The following is an 18603-nucleotide window of genomic DNA, read 5'->3' as shown; positions in this document are numbered from 1 at the left end:
TGAGGCGGTGACCACCACCGCAAGAGGGGAGCGGCAGTACCGCCAGTACTGCGGGCTCGCCGCCGCCCTCGACACCGTCGGCGAACGCTGGACGCTGCTCATCGTGCGCGAACTGCTGCTCGGCCCGCGCCGCTACACCGAACTGCTCGCGGACCTGCCCGGCATCGGCACGAATCTCCTGGCCGACCGGCTGAAGAAACTGAGCGCGGCGGGGATCGTCGAGCGCTCCGAAACCGGCGCGGGACACGCCTACCGGCTCGGCCCGCTCGGCGAGCAGCTGCGGGAACCGGTGCTGGCGCTGTCGAAATGGGGCATCGGGCTCCTGGGCGAGCCCAGTGCCGACATGGTCACCCGCCCGCATTGGGCGCTGCTCGCGGTCCAGTCGATGGCGGACGCGAGCAGGCTGCCGGAAGTCGCGGAGACGTATGAATTCCGGGTGGACGACGAAAGCTTCCACCTGACCGTCGACCACGGCGCACTGACCACCGCGCGCGGGCCTGCCGAATCGCCGGTGCTGAGCATCCGCACCGACGCGACGACGTTCGTCCGGATCGGCGCGGGGGCGCTCGGGCCGTTCGAGGCGCTGGCCACGGGGAAGCTGACGTTCGCCGGCGATCCCGACGCGGTGGTGCGGTGCTCGACGGTGCTGGGCCTGATGGAACGGCCCGATTCCCGCGCAGGCGGATGAGCTGGGCGGAGCGACCCGACGCGCGAGCGGGTTCGGCTGGTGCCGGAACGATGCTGCGTTTGAGGGGGCAGCCCGCCCTGCCCTCGGAGGTGCAGTTCCGCGAATCAGCGCCGGGGGTCACCCCTTACCGGCGAACCTCCTGCGAAGGCGTCGGAACTCACGAAGCGGCCCGGTCCGCCCGCACGGGGGTGAACCGGGCCGCTCGGCAAGCCCGCGACCTCAGAGCCCGCCCACCTTCACCGGGAACTTCTGGATCGTCGCGATCGTCGTGTCCGGGTCGTCCGGCAGCACCAGATCGACCGGGTTCTGCAGCTGGTACAGGTCGCCGCGCGGCGGGAACTGCGTCAGCTGACCGACCAGCTGGGCCGGGTTCTTCGTGGTCAGCACCAGCGGCTCGTAGGCCTTCCTGGACCGGATGCCCGCCCGTCGCAGCAGGTCGTCGGGCTGGTCGATCGTCATGGTGAAGCTCAGGACCATGACCTGCTCGTAGCGCGGCGGGAACTTCTGCGTCAGCTTGAGCAGGCTCTTGGCGTCCACGTCGACGTCGTTCTGCTCGATCGTGATCGTGCCGCCGCCCTGCTCCGCGCTGTCGCCGCCGGGCAGTTCGGCCGACACGCGGTGGCCGACGACCCGCAGCCGCACCGAGTTGATCGGGTCGTCCGGGTTCACGTCGACCCGGACCTTGATCCCGCCGCGGAAATCGACGCTGACCAGCGACGTCCGGATCTGCAGCGGGGTGTTGATCGCCAGGCAGCTGCACGGGATTTCCGCCCCGATCGGCGGCAGGCCGGTCTGCTGCGGGAAGGCCTGGGCCTGCTGGCCGCCGAGCAGCCCGCCGGCCGCGACGCCGCCCACCCCCAGCGCGGCCGCGGCGGCGGCGCCCTTCAGGAAGTCGCGCCGGTCCTTGCCGGAACCGGGTTGCTCGGGTTTGTCGTCGTTCGGAGCGGGCATCCTCTACCTCCGCAGGTGCGTGTCGAAGACTCTGGCGCACTTGAATTTAAGGTAGTGCCGGCCGGAGCCGACAGAGGGCGGAGCAAGATCAACCCGCTCGTGTCCGCCGCCGATGACCCACGGCGACCGGTCCCGGGACGCGGGCCAGCCGGACAGGCGACACCGGTCATCAGATCGGAGGTCGCCCGTCGGCGACGGCGGGCTCCCGCATCAAGGGATACGCGAGCAACTCCGGAGAACCGCGGCCGTTTCGATGACCGGCAACCCGTGCGCGGCGGCGAAAGACGCCGCTTCGCCCGGCGCGGCCATCCGCCTCGGATCTTCGGGACTGACCAGCGCGGCGAAGGCAGCGGCCGCGGGCAGTCCGGCCAGGAGACACAACTCGACGGCCGCTTCGGGAATCGCGAGCCTGCCGAGGATCCCGCGCGGGTGCGTGGCATAGGGCAGCACGTGCCCTGGCCGGTGGAGGTCCGCCGGCCGGGTGTCGCGGTCGGCGAGGCGACGGATCGTCTCCGCCCGGTCGGCGGCCGAAATCCCGGTCGTGACGCCGGTCGCGGCGTCGACCGCGACACACCAGCCGGGGTCCCCGCCGTGGCGGAAACTCGGCCGCATGGGCGGCAGTTCGAGCGCGTCGCACCGGTCGCCGCGCAGTGCGACGCCGACCAGCCCGGACGAATGCCGGACGACGAACGCCAGCCCCGCCGCGGACACCTCCGCCGCGGGCAGGACGAGGGCGGCGTCGTCCTCGGCGGTGAACACCACCGGTCGCCCGTTCACGAGGGAGGTGAGCGCGGCGTCGGCCGGGAGCACGTCAAGCGAGGTCATGAGCTGTCTCCTCGATGCGGTCGTGTCACGCGACCGTCCGGATCTCCGCCGTCGCGAACCGGGCCACCTGCTCGGCGACGGTCGCGAGTTGCGCCGCGAGCTTCCGGTCGGCGACGCGGCCGTCCGCGGCGAACGGCTGGCCGGTCGAGTCGACCACGACGCCGAGCGGGGTCGGCCAGCCGCGCAGGGCGTGCACGGTCGAGCGCAGCGACGTCAACGTCGTCACCCCCGCCTGCGGCCCGTACGCGCTGACGATGCAGCCGACCGCACGTCCGTGCAGGTAAGGGCGATCGTCGTCGGCGAGATCCTGGAGGTAGTCCAGGGCGTTCTTGAGCAGACCGGACAGCCCGCCGTGGTAGCCGGGCGTCGAGATCAGCACGCCGTCGGCGCGGCGGACCGCGTCGAGGAACGCGGTCGCGGACGGGGAGCGATGCGCGAGGTCTGGTTCGTACATGGCGAAGCCGAGGTCTCGCGCGGTGAACAGTTCGGTGCGAGCGCCGTGTGCCCGCACGTCTTCGAGCACCGCGCGAAGGGCGCGCTCAGACGAGGAATCGGGGCGGACAGTGCCGCCGATGCCCACGATCAGGGGTTGCTGGACGGGATGCATGGTGAACCGGCTTCCTGCGGCGAAGGGACTGGGCTAGCGCGTCCGGGCGGAATCGGGAAAGTCGAACCGCGCGACTTCCGCGAGCTGGTCGCCCAGGGTGCCGACGAGCGACTTGAACCCGCGCGCGCCCGCCTCGGCACTGGCGAGCGTCGGGTCGCCGAGGTAGCCGTCGGCGCCGAAATCGTTGGCCAGCCAGCCGAAACTGACGCTGCCGCCGAACCGGGCGTGCACGTTGTCGGCCATCTGCGCGGGGATCCGCCGTTCCGCGGAACCGAGGTCGACCAGGTCGGGACGCAGGTGCAGCATCAGGGACGTCTCCGCGGCCCCGCCGTGGATCCCGAGCCCGTTCTCGCTCGCCGCCCAGGCCGGATCGTGCTCCTCGGGGAGGAAAACGTTGATGCCGAAGGTCAGGAGCCCGTAGGCCAAACGCAGATCGCGCAGCGCGGTCTGGATCTCGGACACGTTCCCGCCGTGCCCGTTCACGAGGGCGAGCCGGCGGATGCCAGCCGCGGCGACCGAACGTCCGAGGTCGTCGAGCGTCGCGGCGAAGGTCGCAGTGGACAGGGACAGGGTGCCCGCCGCCCAGGTGTGTTCGACGGATCGGCCGTAGCTGATCGTCGGCAGCAGCCACAGGTCGAGGTCTTCGCCATGCGTGGCAACGACTTCCTTCGACACTGCTTCGGCCACGAGCGCGTCGGTGGCCAGCGGAAGATGCGGGCCGTGCTGTTCGATGGCGCCGACGGGCAGCACCGCGACCGAGGACGGTCCGCAGGCGGCCTCGACTTGGGACGCCCGCAGCTCGGCGAGAAACCGTGAAGCCATAAGGAGTTCTCCTTCCAGCGCCCTCAGGCACCGAGATAGGCGACGGCCCGGATTTCCACCCGCATCTCAGGGGTGGCCAACGCGGGGTAGATCAGCAGCGACGCGTACGAACGCTCGGACAGCAGCTTCGGCGCGTGCTCGGCCAGCCAGCCGTCGCGCACCCGCATGTACTCCGCGCGTTCGGCGGGGTCGGCGAGGAACTGGTCGAACTGCACGATGTCCTCGAAGTCCGCGCCCGCGTCGGCGAGCAGCCGGTGCACACGGTTCAGCGTGACCAGGGTCTGTGCGGCGACGCCGTGGGCGGGCCTGCCGTGCTCGTCGGTCACGCCGTCGATTCCGCTGAGGAAGACGAAGCCGCCCGCCGCGGCTCCTCTGCCCCAGGGCTGGACCGTCGTGCCGTACTTCAACGGGCCAAGTGCTTGTTTCGTCACTCGCCGGCCTTTCGGTAGCGTCGGATGAGGTAGTAAGCCAAGGCGGCGACCGCGCCCGCGACCCACGGGGTGAGGTCGCCGAACTGCGGGAAGCGCGCCGCGAACGCGCCGGTGTAGAGGCTTTGGTCCATGAACGGCACGGAGACCGCGATGGCGAGCACGAACGCCGCCAGACCCGGACGGAACCGCCGGGTGCGGTCGAAGTACCGCTCCGGATCGATCTCCCGGCGGCCGAAGACCACGGCGTCCACGACGACGATCCCCAGCCAAGGGCCGATCCAATACCCCATCAGGAAGAGGAAATTCTGGAAGGTGCCGAACACGGACCCGGCGTTGTGCCCGGCGATGAATCCCACCGCGGTCCCCAGCGCGCCGATGATGATCGCGGAGATCCAGCGGCGAACCTTGGCCCCGACCATCAGCAGGCCCAGCGAAGCGGTGTAGATGTCCAGCACGCTGCCCGAGATCGACGCCGCCAGCAGCGCCACCAGGATCACGGCGGCCAGCCCGGACGGAATCAGCTTCGCCACCAGGTCGGTCGGACTGTCCACAGTGATCACGGTGCCGATCGCGGCTCCGACGACCGCCATCCACAGGCCGGCCAGCGAGGCACCGGAGAACGCGGCGAGCAGCACGCGACGCCGCGAAGTGTCCCGCGGGAGATAGCGCGTGTAGTCGGAACCGCCGATGCACCAGCCGAACGTCCTGGTCGAGGCGAGCGCGACGGTCGTCAGCATGCCCCCGGCGACCCCGCCCGCGCCCCGGTGCAGGACGTCGCCGGACGCGGCGAGGTCGCCTTTCGCCAGGCCGTACCAGGTGAGGATCACGAACAGCACGGACGCGACGATCGCGAGGAAGCGCTCGGCCTGGTGCACCAGATCGTGTCCGACGATCGCGATGACGATCTGCACCGCCGCCACCGCGACGAGCGAAGCCAGAAACGGCAGTCCGAAGAGTTCGCGGACGATGTAGGCCCCGAGCACGGTGTTCACCGCGAAGTAGCCGAGGCCGGTCAGGCACAGGAGCAGGACCGGCAGGAAATTGCCGTAGTAGCCGAACGGAATCCGCGACTGGATCATCTGCGGCACCCCGGCGCGCGGCCCCATCGAGGCGGCGAAACCGAGCAGCGCGCTGCCGATCAGGATGCCGATGGCCAGCGAGAGGACGGCTTCGCCGAACCCCAGGCCGAGGAACGCGGTGGGAATGGCGCCGACCGCGAGGGCCGAGTACTGCAGATTTCCCGCGAACCACAGGGAAAAAGCGGAGCGCGGCGAACCGTGGCGCTGGTCGTCGGGGATCCTTTCGATGCCGTGGTGCTCGACGGATACGGCGGGTGCGCGGACTGCGTGGGCGTCTTTGACCATCTGTCCTCCAGCGGAAGAACCCCCTGCGGCGGATTCACCGTCCATGTTGATATAGGTAACACGGCTGCCACAGCCTGCGCTGTGCCTTCCGGAGATGTCAAGAGCTTGTTTGGGCTTGACACTCCGCAGGTCGAGCCGCACAGTGTTGATATTAGTTACATTTTGCGTCTGCTCACAGCCCGGCCGAGCCGGGAGGGATGGAGGCCCTGTGCGGCACGGAGTGTTCTTCTTCGGCTCGGTCGAGATGCCGGACGTGCTCGCCGGAAACCCGGTGCCCGCCGCGCGGCGCCGCGCCACCCGCGAGCAGGTGTGGCACGCGCACGAGCGGCTCGTCGGGATGGGCGTGCTGGCCGAGGAACTGGGTTACGACAGTTATTGGCTGGCGGAGCACCATTTTCAGCACGAGGGCTACGAGGTCGTGCCGAACGCGATGATGCTCGAAGCGCATCTGGCCGCCCGGACCTCGCGGATCCGGCTGGGTTCGATGTTCAGCATCGTCCCGCAATGGAATCCGCTGCGGCTGGCCGAGGACTTCAGCAGCCTGCTCAACCTCTCCGGCGGACGCGCGGTGCTCGGCGTCGGCCGGGGCACGGTGTCGCGCGAACTGCGCAGCCTCACCGCGCACCAGGCGGACATCGGCGTGCTGTCGTCCAGCGAGGAGCGCAAGGTCATCGACGCGCACAATCGCGAGGTTTTCGCCGAGTACATGGACATCGTGCGCACGGCGTTGAGTCAGGAAACCTTCTCGTACAACGGAAAGTTCTTCGAGCTTCCGCCGCCGGACAACCGCGACCCCGACCACGAGGCCGATACGCTGACCCTGGTGCCGGGCCCGCTGCACCCGGTCGAGATCTGGCAGGCGGTCACGAGCCCGCCGACCCTGGACTACGCCGCCGAAGTCGGCCACGGATGCGTGTGGTGGAACCAGTACCACGGCTACATCCGCGACCAGTGGGAGCGTTACGGCGAGCTGTACGAACAACGCCACGGCATCCGGCTCGCTCCGGGGCAGAACCGTATCCTGGTGCTGCCCATCCACATCGCCGACACCCACGAAGAAGCGTGGCGAACCGGGCGGATCGGCCACGACGAGTTCTGGAATCTGCTCGCGCCGTTCGGCTGGAGCAGCGGCTACCAGGGCGACGACGGCAACCGCGCCCCGGCCGGGCTGGTGCCGACGCTGGAACAGTCCACGAAACAGAAGTGCTGGGCGGTCGGCACGCCGGAAGAGGTCGCCGAGATCGTGCAACACCACAAGGACACGCTCGGCTTGGACCAGGTGGTGGTGTTCCCGCATTTCCCCGGGCACACCTACGACATGGCCGCCGAGCAGATGCGGCGCTATACCGAACAGGTCGTGCCGCTGCTGCGCTGAGCCGCTTCCGGACCGCGCGGCTCTCCCGGGCCGCGCGGTCCGTCGTCATTCCCCGGCGTTGATCAGCAGCACCCGGACCGGTTCGTCGCCCAGCCTGCGCCAGCGGTGCGGCCGCGACCCCGGATAGGTCGCCACGTCGGCCTCGCCCAGCTGCTCGCGCCGCCCGTCGGCGAAATCCAGCTCGATCCGCCCGGTGACGACGTACAGCATCTCCTGCCCGACGTGCTCGAAATACTCGCCGAACTCCGCCGGGCCGCCGGTGTATTCGATGGGCTGCACCGGAAAACCCGCCCGCGACAGCGCCCGAGCCGTGGAACCGGTCGGGATTTCGGCCCCGGGCATCACCATTCCCTCGTCGGCGCGCAGCAATCCCACGCCCTGCTCCGCGGGTCCGGCGAGAAGGGCCGACACCGTGGTGTCCAGCGCGACCGCGATGCGCTGCAAGGTGCTCACGCTCGCGGCGGCCAGCCCGCGCTCGAACTGGCTGAGAAAAGCATGCGACAGGCGGGAAACCTCGCCGACCTGCTTGAGTGTCAACCCGCGCCCGCGCCGCAATTCGCGCACCCGCGCCCCGAGCACCTGCGCCGGATCCGGCGCGGATCCGGAATCGGGGGAGGGAGGGTTTCGCATTGGCCCGACTATACCGGAGCCGGGGTGCTCCGAAGTGGACTCTCGGGTGTCAGGTCGGGAATGTGCAAGGAAAAAGTGCGGCTGAGGGGCCGACGCGGTGGCCGCGGCCGTGCACAGCTTCGGAGATCTCGGCGCCGATCGTCCGAGAGCGGCGTGGAGCATCGGCTGGGACGACGCGGCTCTCCGCTTGCGCAAAGGTCCGTGAAGGGCTCCTTGAGGGAATCTGATTCCCTCAAGGAGCCCTTCACGGACCTCGAGCTGAGGCGGCGTGGCTGGTGCCGGGGGAGGTCGAAGCGGCTGGCAGCTAGTTGACACACTTAGTACACTAAGTTCCATGACCGGTCGACCCAGCCGTGCGCCGCTCTATCGCACGATCCAGAGCGAGATCCAGCGCGACATCCTGAGCGGGAAGCTGAAGCCGGGGGACTGGCTCCCGTCCGAGAGCCAGCTCCGGGCGCAGTACGGCGTGTCCCAGACCTCCGTGCGGCGCGCCTTCCAGGAGTTGCAGCGGCTCGGCCTCGTGGAGCGCTTTCACGGCCGGGGCAGCATCGTCGCGTCGAACGAGATCCGGGCGATGAGCCCGATGCTCGGGCTGGGGCGCGAACTCCGGCAGCGCGGCTTCGCGATCCGGCCGGAATTGCTCAGCAACGTCGAGGAAGCCGCCGACGCCGCGGTCGCCAAGGCGCTCGACCTCGAACCCGGCGAGACCGTGAGCCACATCGAGCGGCGCTACTGGATCGGCGACGATCCGTTCGTCTTCCTCGACCACTATCTCGTGCAACAGCCCGGAATCGACTTCGCCGAGTTCACCGGGGATTCGCTGTACGCCTTCCTTTCCGGCCGCGACGCGCAGCCCACCCACGCGCGGGAGCGGGTCAGCGCGGTGAACCTGTCCGAGGCGGAGGCCGAACGGCTCCAGGTCGAACCCGGTGTCGCGGCCATGCTGCGCGAGCGTACGTCGTTCGGCGCGGATCAGCGTCCGGTGGAGTTCACCCGCTACATCCTGCGCGGCGATCGGTACCACCTCGACATCGACCTCAGAAGCGAGCGCTGAGCATGAGCACCGTGCCGCGGCTCGTCGTCGTCGGGGACGCGAGCATCGACTACTTCGTCCAGGTCCCGCACATCGCGGGCAACGACAACAAGGCCATCGGCTCCCTCTCCGGCGTCTACGGCGGCGGGATGAGCGCCAACCTCGCCGCCGCGGCCGCGCAGCACGGCATCGCGGTCGACCTGATCACGAAGACCGGGGCCGGGCCGGACACCGACGTCGCGCTGGCCGAGCTGACCAGGCTCGGGGTATCGCTTGAGCATTCACTGCGCGACCTCGAACATCCGACCTGGATGTGCTTCGTCCAGCTGGACGCGAGCGGGGAGAAGGCGCTGACCGGCGCCGACACCGGCATCAAGATCCCGGCGATCGAGGAGATCGACGCCTCGGCCCTGGCGGGCGCGGACCTCGTCGCGCCGCTGGCCGACGATCTCGAGTGGGCGTCGGCCGTCGCCGAACTCGCCCGCGAACGCGGAGCGCGGGTCGCGGTCGACCTCGAACCGGACGCGTTCGAAGCGGACCAGCCGGAGTTCACGCGGCTGCTCGGGCTCAGCGACATCGTGTTCCTCAACGCCGCCTCGGCGAGCAAACTCGCCGCCACTCCGCGCGACGCTGCCCGACGGCTGATCGAACTCGGCGCGGAACTCGTTGTCCTCAGCGAAGGCGCGCACGGAGCGTCCACTTTGGACCGCGACGGCGTCGTGCATCGCGCGCGATTGCGCGGCGCAGTGACCGCTGTCGACACGACCGGCGCCGGTGACGCGCTGGCCGGAGCGTTCCTGGGCGCGCTGCTGGCGGGGGCTGAGGTAAGCGAGAGCCTTCGCCGAGCCGTGGCTCAGGCGACCCGTTGCGTCACCGCCGTCGGCGGCCGCACCTATCTGTCCGGCTCGCAGCGCGGCGAGCGGCCAGACGACCTGATCACCATCACGACTGAGAGGTAACGAGTTGAATTCTGTGCTGCGTTCCAAGATCCATGGCAGTCTCGCCGCGGCCTGCTTGGCCGACGCGCTCGGCGCGCCGACCGAGGAACTGAGCCGGGACCAGATCCGCGCCGCGTTCGGCGGCTATGTCACCGAATTCCACGCCCCGCTTCCCGGCGCGCCCTACGCCAAGGGCCGCGCCGCCGCGCAGATCACCGACGACTCCAGCCAGATGATCCTGCTGACCCGGCTGCTCGCCCGTACCGGAGCAGCGCTGAGCCCGGACGACATGGCGAAGCTGCTGATCGAGTGGTCCAAGAACGAGAACTACTTCCCGCACTTCGCCGGGCCGACCACCCGCGAGGCCATCGCCCGGCTGGAACGCGGCGAGGACCCCCGCGAGGTCGGCCGGACCGGGACGATCATGACCCAGGGCGCCAGCAACGGCGCCGCGATGCGGGTCGGGCCGGTCGGGCTGTTCCACCACGGCGACCCGGAAGCGGCTGTCCGGACCGCGTTCACCACCTGCGTGCCCAGCCACAACACGCCGCCCGGCGTCGCGGGAGCCGCGGCCATCGCGGCAGCCGTTGCGCGGGCTTGCACTCCTGGTGCGGAGATCGTCGACATCGTCCGCGCGGCCGTCGACGGCGCGCGAGCCGGTGCGGAACTCGGCCGGACCGAAGGCCGTGACGTGCCCGGCGCATCGGTCGAACGGCGGATCGAGCGCGCGGTGGCCCTGGCGATCACGGCCCGCGACGACGAGCACGCGATCGACCTGATCGCTGGAGAGATCGGCGTCGGCCTGCCCGCCGCGGAAGCGGTGCCGGCCGCGCTCGGGTTCTTCGTTGCCGCAGGCGGAGATCCGATCCGCGTCGCGCGGCTCGCGGCCAACGCGGGCGGTGACAGCGACACCATCGGCTGCATGGCGGCCGCGATCGCCGGCGCCTACCGGGGGATCGAGGCGATCGACCCGGACGCCGTCGCCGAAGTGGAGCGCGCGAACGACCTCGATCTTGCTGCGCTCGCCGACGAACTCCTGGCCGCCGCTCAGCACTGATCCCCTCTCCCCGCCCCGATCCGAAGGGACGCTCGACGATGAGCGCATGCAGCGACGAATTCGCCACGGTGAACTGGAAGGAACGTCTCTCCTTCGGAGGCGGTGATCTGGCCACGAACATCGCCTGGGGCGCACTGGCCACCTACGTGGTTTTCTTCTACACCAACGTGATCGGGGCGGCGGCGTCGGCGGTCGGCACGATCGTGCTCGTCGCGCGGCTGTTCGACGGCGTGGTCGACGTCGGGATGGGCGCGATCGTCGACCGGACCTCGACCCGCTGGGGCAAGGCGCGTCCCTGGGTCCTGTGGGCGGCCGCGCCGTTCGCCATCGCGCTGATCCTGGTGTTCGCCGTGCCCGGCATGGAACCGACGCCGACGCTGGTGTACATCGCGGTCACCTACGCGCTGATGAACATCGCCCTCAGCGCGGCGGTGATCCCGTACGGAACGCTGAACACCCGGATGACGCGGGACTTCACCGAACGCTCCCGGCTGAACGTCACCCGGATGTTCGGCGCCACCCTCGGCTCGCTGGTCGTCACCGTCCTCACCCTGCCTTTGGTGAGCGCGCTCGGCGACGACCAGCGGGCGTGGATCATCACGTTCTGCCTCTTCGGCGCTCTCGCGGCGGTGCTGTTCTTCGTCACCTTCCGCAATACGCGGGAACGCATCGTCGACACCGCGCCGCCCAAGGACCAGCCGGGGATCGCCGAATCGCTCAAGCTCGCGGCGAAGAACCGTTATTGGCTGCTGCTGTTCGCGATCTTCATCGTGTTCAGCATCGCGGAATCGCTTTACACCGGCGCGACCGCCTACTTCGCCCAGTACTTCCTGGGCAATGCCGGATTCGCCGCGCTGATGTCGTTCATGCTCTACATTCCGGCGTTGCTCGGAATGCTGTTCATGCAGCCGGTCTACCATCGGTTCGGCAAAATCGGGCCGATGATCGTCGGCGCGGCGATCTTCGTCGCGGGCTCGCTGGTCATCGCGATCGACCCGACGGACATGACGCTGGCGGTCACCGGCTCGATCCTCCGCGGCATCGGGCGGATCCCGATCTTCGGCGCGATCTGGGGCATGCTCCCCGACACCATCGAGTACGGCGAATGGAAGAACGGACGCCGTTTGGAGGGCGTGCTGTACAGCGCGGGCAGCATGGGCCAGAAGCTCGGCTACGGCCTGGGCGCGGCGGTGCTCGGCTGGGTCATGGGCGCGGCGGGCTACAACGGCTTGAACCACACCCAGCCGGATTCGGCGCTGGCCGCGATCAACGCGCTGTTCGTTTACGTGCCGACGGTGTTGTTCGTGTTGTTGATCGTTCTGTTCTGGGCTTACCGGCTGGAGCGGATCTACCCGACAGTGGAGAAAGACCTGGCCGAACGGCGAGCCGCGGCCGGAGAAAGTTCTATGTCCCTGGGGGATTCCCGCGGAAAGCAGTCCTGAGGGAGTCGCTTGGTGGGGTTGTCCCTACCGCGTTTGGGCAGCCAGCGGTATCGCTCCCGGCCGGGTTGTCCTCGATGCTGGGGTTAATCGGGCTCTGTTGTCCATAAAGGACAGTTGGAGCGCTGTTCCTGGTACGCGGAGGGGGATTCGGTGACTGATTCTGGTGTCCGGCGGGGGAGATCGCGTCGGCCTCTGGTCGCCCTGGCGGCTGCGGTGGTCGCGGTGGGCGGGCTGGCGTCGTGCAACGCCGATGCTGGTCCTTCGTCGGCTTCGTTGCACCTCGTGCCAGTAAACGGCCGCACCATGGCGTTTTCCGTTACGCCGGGCCGGTTGCCCGCGCTGGTGCTCGACGCAGGCGGCGGAATGAATTCGTCGGAATGGAGCAAGGTCGCCCCGGAACTCGCGGCGAGGACCGGATCCGAGGTCATCGCCTACGACCGGGCAGGAGAAGGCAAAAGCGACGAATCGCCCGGCCCGTGGCGGGCCGACAACGCCGCCGCCGATCTTGCCGCCGGGCTCACGCGGTTAGGTGTCGCCGATCGCGTGATCCTGGTGTCGCATTCACTGGCCGGTGAAGTCGCTTTCTCCTTTGCCCGGAGCCACCCGGAGCGCGTGGCGGGGGCGGTGCTCGTGGATGCCAATCTGCCGCAGTTCTTCACTCCAAGCGAGACCGCGAAGCTGGTGGCGTTGAACGAAAAGCAGGTCGAAGACCTCAAGAAAGCGCCGTCCACCCGGCAGACGCGCCAGCTTCTCGGCCAGGCGGACGGCTACGGACCGGTGCACGCGGCGTACCACAAGCTGACCTGGCCGTCCGGCATTCCCGCGGCCGTCATCGTGTCCGCCGAAACGCCGTTTCCGACTCCCGAGGACGCGCAGTTGTGGCGGCAGGCCCAGAAAGACTTCGCACACGCCGCGCCGAACCGGAGCCTGGTCACCGCTGAGCGCAGTTCCCACGACGTTCCGCTCGATCGTCCGGACGTGGTCGTCGCCGCGGTCGAGAAGCTGCTGAAACAGGTGCACTGAAAAGCGAACGCGGGGCCCCGCTGTTGTGCCGGGGCCCCGCGTTCTCCGTGCGAAAAAGGTCAGTCTTTTTTCAGTGCGTTCTTGACTTTGCCCGCGGCGTCGCCGAGAGCGTCTTTCACGTTCTCCGCGGCTTCCTTGATCCCGGCCTTCGCCTGATCGGCTTTGCCCTCGTTCTCCAGCTTGTCGTCGCCAGTCAGCGAACCGGCGGCTTCCTTGGCCTTGCCGCCGAAGTCGTCTGCCTTGGCGCCGATCTTGTCGCCCATCGACACGGTCTCCTCCTTCATTGCCGAACAACGAACGCGGGAATGCGTCAGAGCTGACGACAACGCGGATCCCGAATCGTCACTCACCCGATGATGTGATCGTCACCACTCGTTCGGGGAGTGAGCTTTGCGTGGCGGGCGAGTCGAACCGATGAACTGAACAACGGGAACCGACTGGAGGAGAAACGATGGCTTCGACGACTGACGCGGCGGCCAAGTCTCAGGACATGGAGAAGGTCAACGCCGGTCCGCTGACCAGTTCGCAGGGGACGACCACCGTCGCGGACGTGGTGGTGCAGAAGATCGCCGGCCTGGCGACGCGGGAGATCCCCGGGGTCTACGACCTGGGCGGCGGCGCGGCGCGGGCGTTCTCGGCGCTGCGGGAACGGATCCCGGGCGCGACGGCGTCGGCCGGACAGGGAGTTTCGGTCGAGGTGGGGGAGAAGCAGGCCGCGGTGGACCTGCAGATCGTGGTCGAGTACGGCGTCGCGATCGCGGAGGTGGCGCGCTCGATCCGGCGGAACGTGATCAGCGCGGTGGAGGGGATGACCGGGCTGGAGGTGGTGGAGGTCAACATCAACGTGGGCGACCTGCACCTGCCGTCCGACGAGGAGGAAGACGCGTCCGGCGACAGCGGCCGGGTGCAGTGAGCCCGCTCGCCGAAGCGGAGCGGATCATCGCCGCCGTGCGCGCACTGCCGGAAGTGGCCGACGTGCACGGCGGCCGGTTCGGCCGCATCGCCACGCTCGGTCCGGGCCGCCGGGTCGCCGGAGTGCGGGTGACTGACGAAGACGTCACCGTCGGCGTGGCGGTCCGCATGCCGTTCGCGGTCGACGAGGTCGCGGCCGCGGTGCGCGCGGCCGTCGCGTTGCCCGGTCGTCCGGTGCACGTGGTCGTCGCCGATGTCGAAGAACCGGTTCTGTCCGGGGCCGGTGTGGAGAAGTCGGAAAACCGGAAGGAGACGGTGTCGTGAACGCGACTGCTTTGGGACTGATCACCGGCCTCGTGCTGGGCCTTGCCGCCGCGATCGGCGGGTTCGGCGCGTTTCTTCTCGTTCTTGTGCTGGGTGCGGTCGGGTTGCTGGTCGGCCGTCTGCTGGACGGGAAGCTCGACCTTTCGCAGCTCACCGGCCGCGATCGGGGGTGAGCCGTGGCTGTCGCGATGGAGCGCGCGGCCGGGACCGCGGCGGAGGAGCGGGGGAGCCTGACGATCAGCGAGCACGCGGTCGAGCGGCTGGCTGCCCACGCGGCGAGCGAGATCGACCGGGTCGGCGGGGCCGCCGGGCGCACGCTCGGGATCAGCCTCGGCGGTGAAGCGCTGGACCGCTCGGCGAAAACGGCCGCCCGGATCGCGGGCGGCGAGGTGGAGCTGGACGTGCGGATCTCGCTGGAGTACCCGGCCCCGGTCGGCGCGACGACCGAACGGGTTCGCGGCCATGTGCGCGGGCGCGTCGAGGAATTGACCGGGATGCCGGTCAGCCGCGTCAGCATCACCGTGACGGCTCTGCATACCGAGGCCGCTGGGCGGAGGAGGGTCGAGTGAGCCGACGGACCTGCCGGTGCGTTCCGGCCAGCCGGACGGCTGACCTCCGGCGGGGCGATTCAGCGGCTCACTGGGCATCAACCACGGACGGTCGCCACGACACGCATGGGGTCGGCCTCGTTCCGGCGACCCTGGCCGCTGGCGTGCTGTCGGCGGCGGCCCCCGCGATCGAAAAGCTCACCAAGCAGCAGCCGGTGACAGCGCTGCACAGCGGAGCCACTGGGCGAAGGAGGAGCGAATGAAACGCCGTACCCGCCGGACTCTTCCGGCCACCTTGACCGCCGTTGCGTTGCTGGCCGTGTGCGTCCTGACCGCGGTCGCGGCCATCCAGCGGCTCACCGGGCACCAGCCGTGGCTGGATTACCGCGCGGTCGCCGCAGCCGTCCACGACGCGCACTGGACGGATCTCGTTCCGGCGCTCGTCTCGGGCGCGGTCGCCGTCATCGGGCTGGCGCTGCTGTGGGCGGCGCTCCTGCCCGGCAAACGTCGCATCCTCCCGCTCACGGGAGACCCGGACTCCGGTGCCGACACCACGGGCTACCGCACCACATTGCGTGCCGCTGCGGCGAATGTGGACGGTGTCGACCGAGCCCGACTGTCGACCGGCCTGCGGAAGGTCAAGGTGCGGGTCAAAACGGCGCGCACCCGGACCGACGGGCTGGCCGACGCTGTCCGTACCGCGGTCGAATCCCGGCTGGACCGCATCGCGCCCGCGCGGCGGCCTGCGGTGTCGGTGCGGGTTCGCGCTACCAGGGAGGTGTCATGACCAGCGTCAACCGGCCAGCCGCGCTCAATCGGGCTCTCCTCGCGGTGTTCGGAATCGTGTTGCTTGCTGCGGGCGGATTCGGCCTGGCGACGCACTTCCGCGTGCTGCGGCTCGTCGACCCGGCAGCACCGATCGTGCCGGGCACGGGAGAGCCGCCGGGCTGGGTGTTCTACGTGATCGCTGCGGCGGCGATAGTGGTGGGACTGCTCGCATTGCGCTGGCTGATCGCCCAGCTCGCGCATCGGCCGCGTACCAAGCTGTGGAGGTTCGAGACCGACCCGGCACATGGCCGTACTGAATTGCATGCCGACATTGCGGTCGCCCCGTTTGTCGAAGAGCTGCGCGGATATCCCGGAGTGCATCAGGCTCGGGCGTCGCTCGCCGGGACGCGCGCGAACCCGTCCCTGGCGCTGATCGTCACGTGCGAACCGGACGTAGACCTCGGCGAGATCCGCGGCCGCATCACCGAGGAAGGCGTGCCGCGGCTCAAGGAAGCCTTGGAGCTGGACGACCTCCCGGTCGAGATCGAGTTCCGGTTCACCAGCCGCGCGACGTCCCGCGTCGGGTGAGCCTCAGCGGGGAGTGAGCACCACGACCGGGATCTCGCGGTCCGTCCACTCCTGGTACTTCGCGAAGTCCGCGTACAGATCGACCAGCCGCGGCCACAGTTCGCGCCGGTCGTCCGCCGACGCGACCCGCGCCGCGACCGGAACATCCCGGCGGCCCTTGAGCTGCACGCGGGTTTCCGGCTCCGCGAGCAGATTGAAATACCACTGCGGATGCTTGGGCAGACCGCCCTGGGAAGCGACGATGACGAGATCGTCGCCGGAACGCAGGTACAGCAGCGGAGTGGTGAACCGCCGCCCGGATTTGCGGCCTCGGTGTTCCAGCAGCAGGGTCGGCACCGGCTTGCGGAAACCGGCTCCGACGCGCCATTTGCTGCCGACCCGGCCGCCGGTCAGGGTGAAGACTTTGACCTGGATTTTGGCCAGGTACTTCATCATCGCCGCTGTCACCGGCGAGTCCAGGCCCTTCGGCGCCTGTTCGGGAAGGGAAAAGCGTCCCATCGTGACCTCCTGGCGGGGCGAACGCGTCAGCCGGCGGCGGTCGATCCGCCGAGCGGCATCGGGGGCAGCCCGAGTTTGCGGTGGTCCCACGAACGGGTCCGCTCCACGTCGACGCGGACCGCGACTCGCTTGCGGAGCATGAACTCCACCATCGGTTTCACCTCGTCGGTGTATTCGCCGTGGTAGCGCTCCCAGATGTTGACCCCGACCGCCCAGAGCGCGTCCGGGTCGTCGACGACCTCGGCTCGTCCTTCCAGCGAAACGCCGCGCAGGACGTCGTAGGTCAGGCCGTCCTCGATCAGCACGGTTACCCGCGGATCGCGCCGGAGGTTGACTGCCTTCTGCGCCTTGGCTTTCGTTTCGAACCACAGCACGCCGTCGATGAGCGCGAACCACATCGCGACCGCGTGCGGATGCCCGTCGGGGCCGAGCGACACCAGGGTCGCGGTGCGCTGGGCGGCGAGATAGGCCGACACCTCCTCGGGCGTCATCTCGATCTGCGCTCGCTGCTTGGTTCCCATCGATTCCTCACTTCCTGCGGCGGGCCCCGGGCGGGCCGGCGAGTACGGAGGTCACGACGTCGACGAGGTCGTCGACGATCTGGCCGGTGGTCCAGTCCGCCGCGTCCGGGCCGTGCAGGCGGCGGGTGCGGCCGACGTCGCCGAGGACGTTCAGCGTCACGGTCATCGCTTGGGACAGCCGGAAATCGAGCGTCCGGCGGGGGACGCCCGGGCTCAGCCGGTCGAGCAGTTCGACGAAGACGGCGTTGCGCTCGAAAAACGATTCGGCGACCGCGTCCAGTCCGTCGCCGCCGGTGGCCAGCAGCCGGCCGACCAGCCGGATCCAGCATTCGCCGCCCGATTCGAGCACCGCGACCACCGGCTGCACGAACGCTCGGGCCAATTCGCGTGCGGTCACGTCTTTCTCGGGGAATTCCCGCAGCACCGCGTTCCGCTCGCCGGTCACCTGGCCGAGGCGGCTGCGCAGGACCGCGTCGAGCAGGCCTTCCTTGGAACCGAAGTGGTAGTGGATCGCCGCGACGTTCGTCTGCGCCGCCTGCATCACGGTCCGCAGCGACACCGCCCCGACGCCCTGTTCGGCGAAAAGCCGTTCCGCGGCGGCGATGAGGCGCTGCTCGGTCGCCGCCCCGCGACTGGCGGGGATCCGCGCGGCTTCGGTGCCCATGGCGCGGACTCTATCAGCCGATTCAATCAGTTGATAGAGTTCGCCGCTGGCTCGAGGAAGGTCAGAGCCGGTCGTACAGCGAAGCGAGCCGGGTGAGCACCGTGCCCGCGGCGTCGATCGCGTGTTCGTCGAGGTCCTGGGTCAGCTCGCGCAGTCCGGCGGCGAGGATCTGCTCCCGCTCCTCATGGCGGCGGCGGCCCGCATCGGTCAACGCGACGATCGACGTGCGGCGGTCCCCGGAAGCGGCCCGTTCGCGCGTGACGTAACCGGCGTTGGCCAGGCCGTTGACGAGCTGGGTGACCGCGGCTCCGGTCGTCTCGACGTGCCCGGCCAGCTGATTGACCGTCATCGGCCCGTGTTCGGCCAGGCTCTTGAGCGCGCGGGCGTGCGCGAGCGAAAGCGCTTCGGCGCTGCGGGTCGCCCGGCCGCGCAGCCGGGAATCGGCCGCGCTGAGCCGGTAAGCGGCTCGCGCCAGCCGGGTGATCGCCTCGTCGCCCATCGGTTCGCTCTCCTGTGGTGCCTGCCGCATTCCTTGCCGGGCGGAGTCTAGCCGTGGCACATTGACTAAGTACTTAGGCAAATAGGGAGGCGATC

Annotated in this window: 25 protein-coding genes; 13 read left to right on the top strand and 12 right to left on the bottom strand. The window is 69.4% G+C overall.

Translation table 11 applies throughout. The annotated features are described in order from the left end of the window. The first annotated feature begins 7 nt into the window (after positions 1–7). Entirely contained in the window at positions 8–688 is a 681-nt protein-coding gene (locus D0D37_RS18280) for a winged helix-turn-helix transcriptional regulator (RefSeq protein ID WP_116201762.1), read from the top strand. Positions 689–907: 219 nt separating this feature from the next. On the opposite strand, the gene D0D37_RS18275 is transcribed toward D0D37_RS18280, so the two are convergent. From D0D37_RS18275 to D0D37_RS18250, 6 genes are all read right to left on the bottom strand, one after another. Next, complete coding sequence (locus tag D0D37_RS18275) at positions 908–1639, bottom strand: twin-arginine translocation signal domain-containing protein (RefSeq protein ID WP_116201761.1); 732 nt, start codon at positions 1637–1639, stop codon at positions 908–910. Between the two features lie 210 nt (positions 1640–1849). After that, a complete protein-coding gene (locus tag D0D37_RS18270) occupies positions 1850–2464 on the bottom strand; it encodes a 3,4-dihydroxy-2-butanone-4-phosphate synthase (RefSeq protein ID WP_116201760.1) in 615 nt (204 codons plus the stop codon). Positions 2465–2489: 25 nt separating this feature from the next. Continuing rightward, positions 2490–3071, bottom strand: coding sequence for an NADPH-dependent FMN reductase (locus D0D37_RS18265; protein WP_116201759.1), 582 nt, complete (start codon positions 3069–3071; stop codon positions 2490–2492). Positions 3072–3104: 33 nt separating this feature from the next. Continuing rightward, positions 3105–3893, bottom strand: a complete 789-nt coding sequence (locus D0D37_RS18260) for a creatininase family protein (RefSeq protein ID WP_116201758.1) — start codon at positions 3891–3893, stop codon at positions 3105–3107. A gap of 23 nt (positions 3894–3916) precedes the next feature. Further along, complete coding sequence (locus D0D37_RS18255) at positions 3917–4324, bottom strand: RidA family protein (protein WP_162834294.1); 408 nt, start codon at positions 4322–4324, stop codon at positions 3917–3919. After that, a complete protein-coding gene (locus tag D0D37_RS18250; protein ID WP_162834293.1) occupies positions 4321–5688 on the bottom strand; it encodes a purine-cytosine permease family protein in 1368 nt (455 codons plus the stop codon). Before D0D37_RS18250 ends, D0D37_RS18255 begins: the two co-directional genes overlap by 4 nt. A gap of 208 nt (positions 5689–5896) precedes the next feature. On the opposite strand from D0D37_RS18250, the gene D0D37_RS18245 reads away from it, so the two are divergent. Further along, entirely contained in the window at positions 5897–7063 is a 1167-nt protein-coding gene (locus tag D0D37_RS18245) for an LLM class flavin-dependent oxidoreductase (protein ID WP_116201755.1), read from the top strand. A gap of 45 nt (positions 7064–7108) precedes the next feature. On the opposite strand, the gene D0D37_RS46660 is transcribed toward D0D37_RS18245, so the two are convergent. Then, the gene (locus tag D0D37_RS46660) at positions 7109–7693 is read right to left on the bottom strand and encodes a helix-turn-helix domain-containing protein (protein ID WP_162834292.1); all 585 of its coding nucleotides are present in this window, start codon (positions 7691–7693) and stop codon (positions 7109–7111) included. A gap of 334 nt (positions 7694–8027) precedes the next feature. Here D0D37_RS46660 and D0D37_RS18235 point away from each other — a divergent pair, with 334 nt between their 5' ends. The 5 genes from D0D37_RS18235 to D0D37_RS18215 all read left to right on the top strand — a co-directional run bounded on the left by D0D37_RS18235 (position 8028) and on the right by D0D37_RS18215 (position 13186). Continuing rightward, positions 8028–8747, top strand: a complete 720-nt coding sequence (locus D0D37_RS18235; RefSeq protein WP_116201753.1) for a GntR family transcriptional regulator — start codon at positions 8028–8030, stop codon at positions 8745–8747. Between the two features lie 2 nt (positions 8748–8749). After that, the gene (locus D0D37_RS18230; RefSeq protein WP_116201752.1) at positions 8750–9685 is read left to right on the top strand and encodes a carbohydrate kinase family protein; all 936 of its coding nucleotides are present in this window, start codon (positions 8750–8752) and stop codon (positions 9683–9685) included. A gap of 13 nt (positions 9686–9698) precedes the next feature. Beyond that, complete coding sequence (locus tag D0D37_RS18225; RefSeq protein ID WP_244223565.1) at positions 9699–10721, top strand: ADP-ribosylglycohydrolase family protein; 1023 nt, start codon at positions 9699–9701, stop codon at positions 10719–10721. 38 nt (positions 10722–10759) lie between these two features. Continuing rightward, complete coding sequence (locus tag D0D37_RS18220; RefSeq protein WP_116201750.1) at positions 10760–12163, top strand: MFS transporter; 1404 nt, start codon at positions 10760–10762, stop codon at positions 12161–12163. 150 nt (positions 12164–12313) lie between these two features. Then, a complete protein-coding gene (locus D0D37_RS18215) occupies positions 12314–13186 on the top strand; it encodes an alpha/beta fold hydrolase (RefSeq protein ID WP_116201749.1) in 873 nt (290 codons plus the stop codon). A gap of 59 nt (positions 13187–13245) precedes the next feature. Here the strand turns inward: D0D37_RS18215 and D0D37_RS18210 are convergent, their stop codons facing one another. Continuing rightward, positions 13246–13470, bottom strand: coding sequence for a CsbD family protein (locus D0D37_RS18210; RefSeq protein ID WP_425266951.1), 225 nt, complete (start codon positions 13468–13470; stop codon positions 13246–13248). 167 nt (positions 13471–13637) lie between these two features. Between D0D37_RS18210 and D0D37_RS18205 the strand changes: the two genes are divergently transcribed. The 6 genes from D0D37_RS18205 to D0D37_RS18185 all read left to right on the top strand — a co-directional run bounded on the left by D0D37_RS18205 (position 13638) and on the right by D0D37_RS18185 (position 16326). Beyond that, on the top strand, positions 13638–14099 hold the full coding sequence (locus tag D0D37_RS18205) for an Asp23/Gls24 family envelope stress response protein (protein WP_116201748.1): 462 nt from the start codon (positions 13638–13640) through the stop codon (positions 14097–14099). After that, positions 14096–14422 (top strand): hypothetical protein, encoded by a 327-nt coding sequence (locus tag D0D37_RS18200; protein ID WP_116201747.1) that lies wholly within the window; start codon positions 14096–14098, stop codon positions 14420–14422. Before D0D37_RS18205 ends, D0D37_RS18200 begins: the two co-directional genes overlap by 4 nt. Next, positions 14419–14595 carry a hypothetical protein gene (locus tag D0D37_RS47125; RefSeq protein ID WP_167493543.1) on the top strand — a complete coding sequence of 59 codons (177 nt, stop codon included), beginning with the start codon at positions 14419–14421 and terminating at the stop codon, positions 14593–14595. The genes D0D37_RS18200 and D0D37_RS47125 overlap by 4 nt, the downstream gene beginning before the upstream one ends. A 3-nt stretch (positions 14596–14598) precedes the next feature. Continuing rightward, entirely contained in the window at positions 14599–14991 is a 393-nt protein-coding gene (locus D0D37_RS18195) for an Asp23/Gls24 family envelope stress response protein (RefSeq protein ID WP_244223563.1), read from the top strand. A 238-nt stretch (positions 14992–15229) separates the two neighbouring features. Further along, positions 15230–15757, top strand: a complete 528-nt coding sequence (locus tag D0D37_RS18190) for a DUF6286 domain-containing protein (RefSeq protein ID WP_116201746.1) — start codon at positions 15230–15232, stop codon at positions 15755–15757. Then, the gene (locus D0D37_RS18185; RefSeq protein ID WP_116201745.1) at positions 15754–16326 is read left to right on the top strand and encodes an Asp23/Gls24 family envelope stress response protein; all 573 of its coding nucleotides are present in this window, start codon (positions 15754–15756) and stop codon (positions 16324–16326) included. Before D0D37_RS18190 ends, D0D37_RS18185 begins: the two co-directional genes overlap by 4 nt. A 3-nt stretch (positions 16327–16329) precedes the next feature. Here the strand turns inward: D0D37_RS18185 and D0D37_RS18180 are convergent, their stop codons facing one another. From D0D37_RS18180 to D0D37_RS18165, 4 genes are all read right to left on the bottom strand, one after another. Further along, positions 16330–16824, bottom strand: coding sequence for a nitroreductase family deazaflavin-dependent oxidoreductase (locus tag D0D37_RS18180; protein WP_116201744.1), 495 nt, complete (start codon positions 16822–16824; stop codon positions 16330–16332). A gap of 26 nt (positions 16825–16850) precedes the next feature. Beyond that, positions 16851–17345, bottom strand: coding sequence for a pyridoxamine 5'-phosphate oxidase family protein (locus D0D37_RS18175; protein ID WP_116201743.1), 495 nt, complete (start codon positions 17343–17345; stop codon positions 16851–16853). Between the two features lie 7 nt (positions 17346–17352). Further along, a complete protein-coding gene (locus D0D37_RS18170) occupies positions 17353–18009 on the bottom strand; it encodes a TetR/AcrR family transcriptional regulator (RefSeq protein ID WP_116201742.1) in 657 nt (218 codons plus the stop codon). Between the two features lie 61 nt (positions 18010–18070). Then, the gene (locus D0D37_RS18165) at positions 18071–18538 is read right to left on the bottom strand and encodes a MarR family winged helix-turn-helix transcriptional regulator (RefSeq protein ID WP_244223562.1); all 468 of its coding nucleotides are present in this window, start codon (positions 18536–18538) and stop codon (positions 18071–18073) included. Positions 18539–18603 lie beyond the last annotated feature (65 nt).

This window comes from Amycolatopsis circi, from assembly GCF_003385235.1.
In the GTDB taxonomy this organism is placed as follows: domain Bacteria; phylum Actinomycetota; class Actinomycetes; order Mycobacteriales; family Pseudonocardiaceae; genus Amycolatopsis; species Amycolatopsis circi.
The sequence above is the reverse complement of the archived record's forward strand: the minus strand, read 5'-3'. Positions and strand labels throughout refer to the sequence as shown.

Bases quoted from the DNA above. Each gene is read 5' to 3' on its own strand.
- D0D37_RS18275 (WP_116201761.1), bottom strand. From the start codon at position 1,639: ATGCCCGCTCCGAACGACGACAAACCCGAGCAACCCGGTTCCGGCAAG.
- D0D37_RS18270 (WP_116201760.1), bottom strand. From the start codon at position 2,464: ATGACCTCGCTTGACGTGCTCCCGGCCGACGCCGCGCTCACCTCCCTC.
- D0D37_RS18265 (WP_116201759.1), bottom strand. From the start codon at position 3,071: ATGCATCCCGTCCAGCAACCCCTGATCGTGGGCATCGGCGGCACTGTC.
- D0D37_RS18260 (WP_116201758.1), bottom strand. From the start codon at position 3,893: ATGGCTTCACGGTTTCTCGCCGAGCTGCGGGCGTCCCAAGTCGAGGCC.
- D0D37_RS18250 (WP_162834293.1), bottom strand. From the start codon at position 5,688: ATGGTCAAAGACGCCCACGCAGTCCGCGCACCCGCCGTATCCGTCGAG.
- D0D37_RS46660 (WP_162834292.1), bottom strand. From the start codon at position 7,693: ATGCGAAACCCTCCCTCCCCCGATTCCGGATCCGCGCCGGATCCGGCG.
- D0D37_RS18235 (WP_116201753.1), top strand. From the start codon at position 8,028: ATGACCGGTCGACCCAGCCGTGCGCCGCTCTATCGCACGATCCAGAGC.
- D0D37_RS18230 (WP_116201752.1), top strand. From the start codon at position 8,750: ATGAGCACCGTGCCGCGGCTCGTCGTCGTCGGGGACGCGAGCATCGAC.
- D0D37_RS18220 (WP_116201750.1), top strand. From the start codon at position 10,760: ATGAGCGCATGCAGCGACGAATTCGCCACGGTGAACTGGAAGGAACGT.
- D0D37_RS18210 (WP_425266951.1), bottom strand. From the start codon at position 13,470: ATGAAGGAGGAGACCGTGTCGATGGGCGACAAGATCGGCGCCAAGGCA.
- D0D37_RS18205 (WP_116201748.1), top strand. From the start codon at position 13,638: ATGGCTTCGACGACTGACGCGGCGGCCAAGTCTCAGGACATGGAGAAG.
- D0D37_RS18190 (WP_116201746.1), top strand. From the start codon at position 15,230: ATGAAACGCCGTACCCGCCGGACTCTTCCGGCCACCTTGACCGCCGTT.
- D0D37_RS18185 (WP_116201745.1), top strand. From the start codon at position 15,754: ATGACCAGCGTCAACCGGCCAGCCGCGCTCAATCGGGCTCTCCTCGCG.
- D0D37_RS18180 (WP_116201744.1), bottom strand. From the start codon at position 16,824: ATGGGACGCTTTTCCCTTCCCGAACAGGCGCCGAAGGGCCTGGACTCG.
- D0D37_RS18175 (WP_116201743.1), bottom strand. From the start codon at position 17,345: ATGGGAACCAAGCAGCGAGCGCAGATCGAGATGACGCCCGAGGAGGTG.
- D0D37_RS18170 (WP_116201742.1), bottom strand. From the start codon at position 18,009: ATGGGCACCGAAGCCGCGCGGATCCCCGCCAGTCGCGGGGCGGCGACC.
- D0D37_RS18165 (WP_244223562.1), bottom strand. From the start codon at position 18,538: ATGCGGCAGGCACCACAGGAGAGCGAACCGATGGGCGACGAGGCGATC.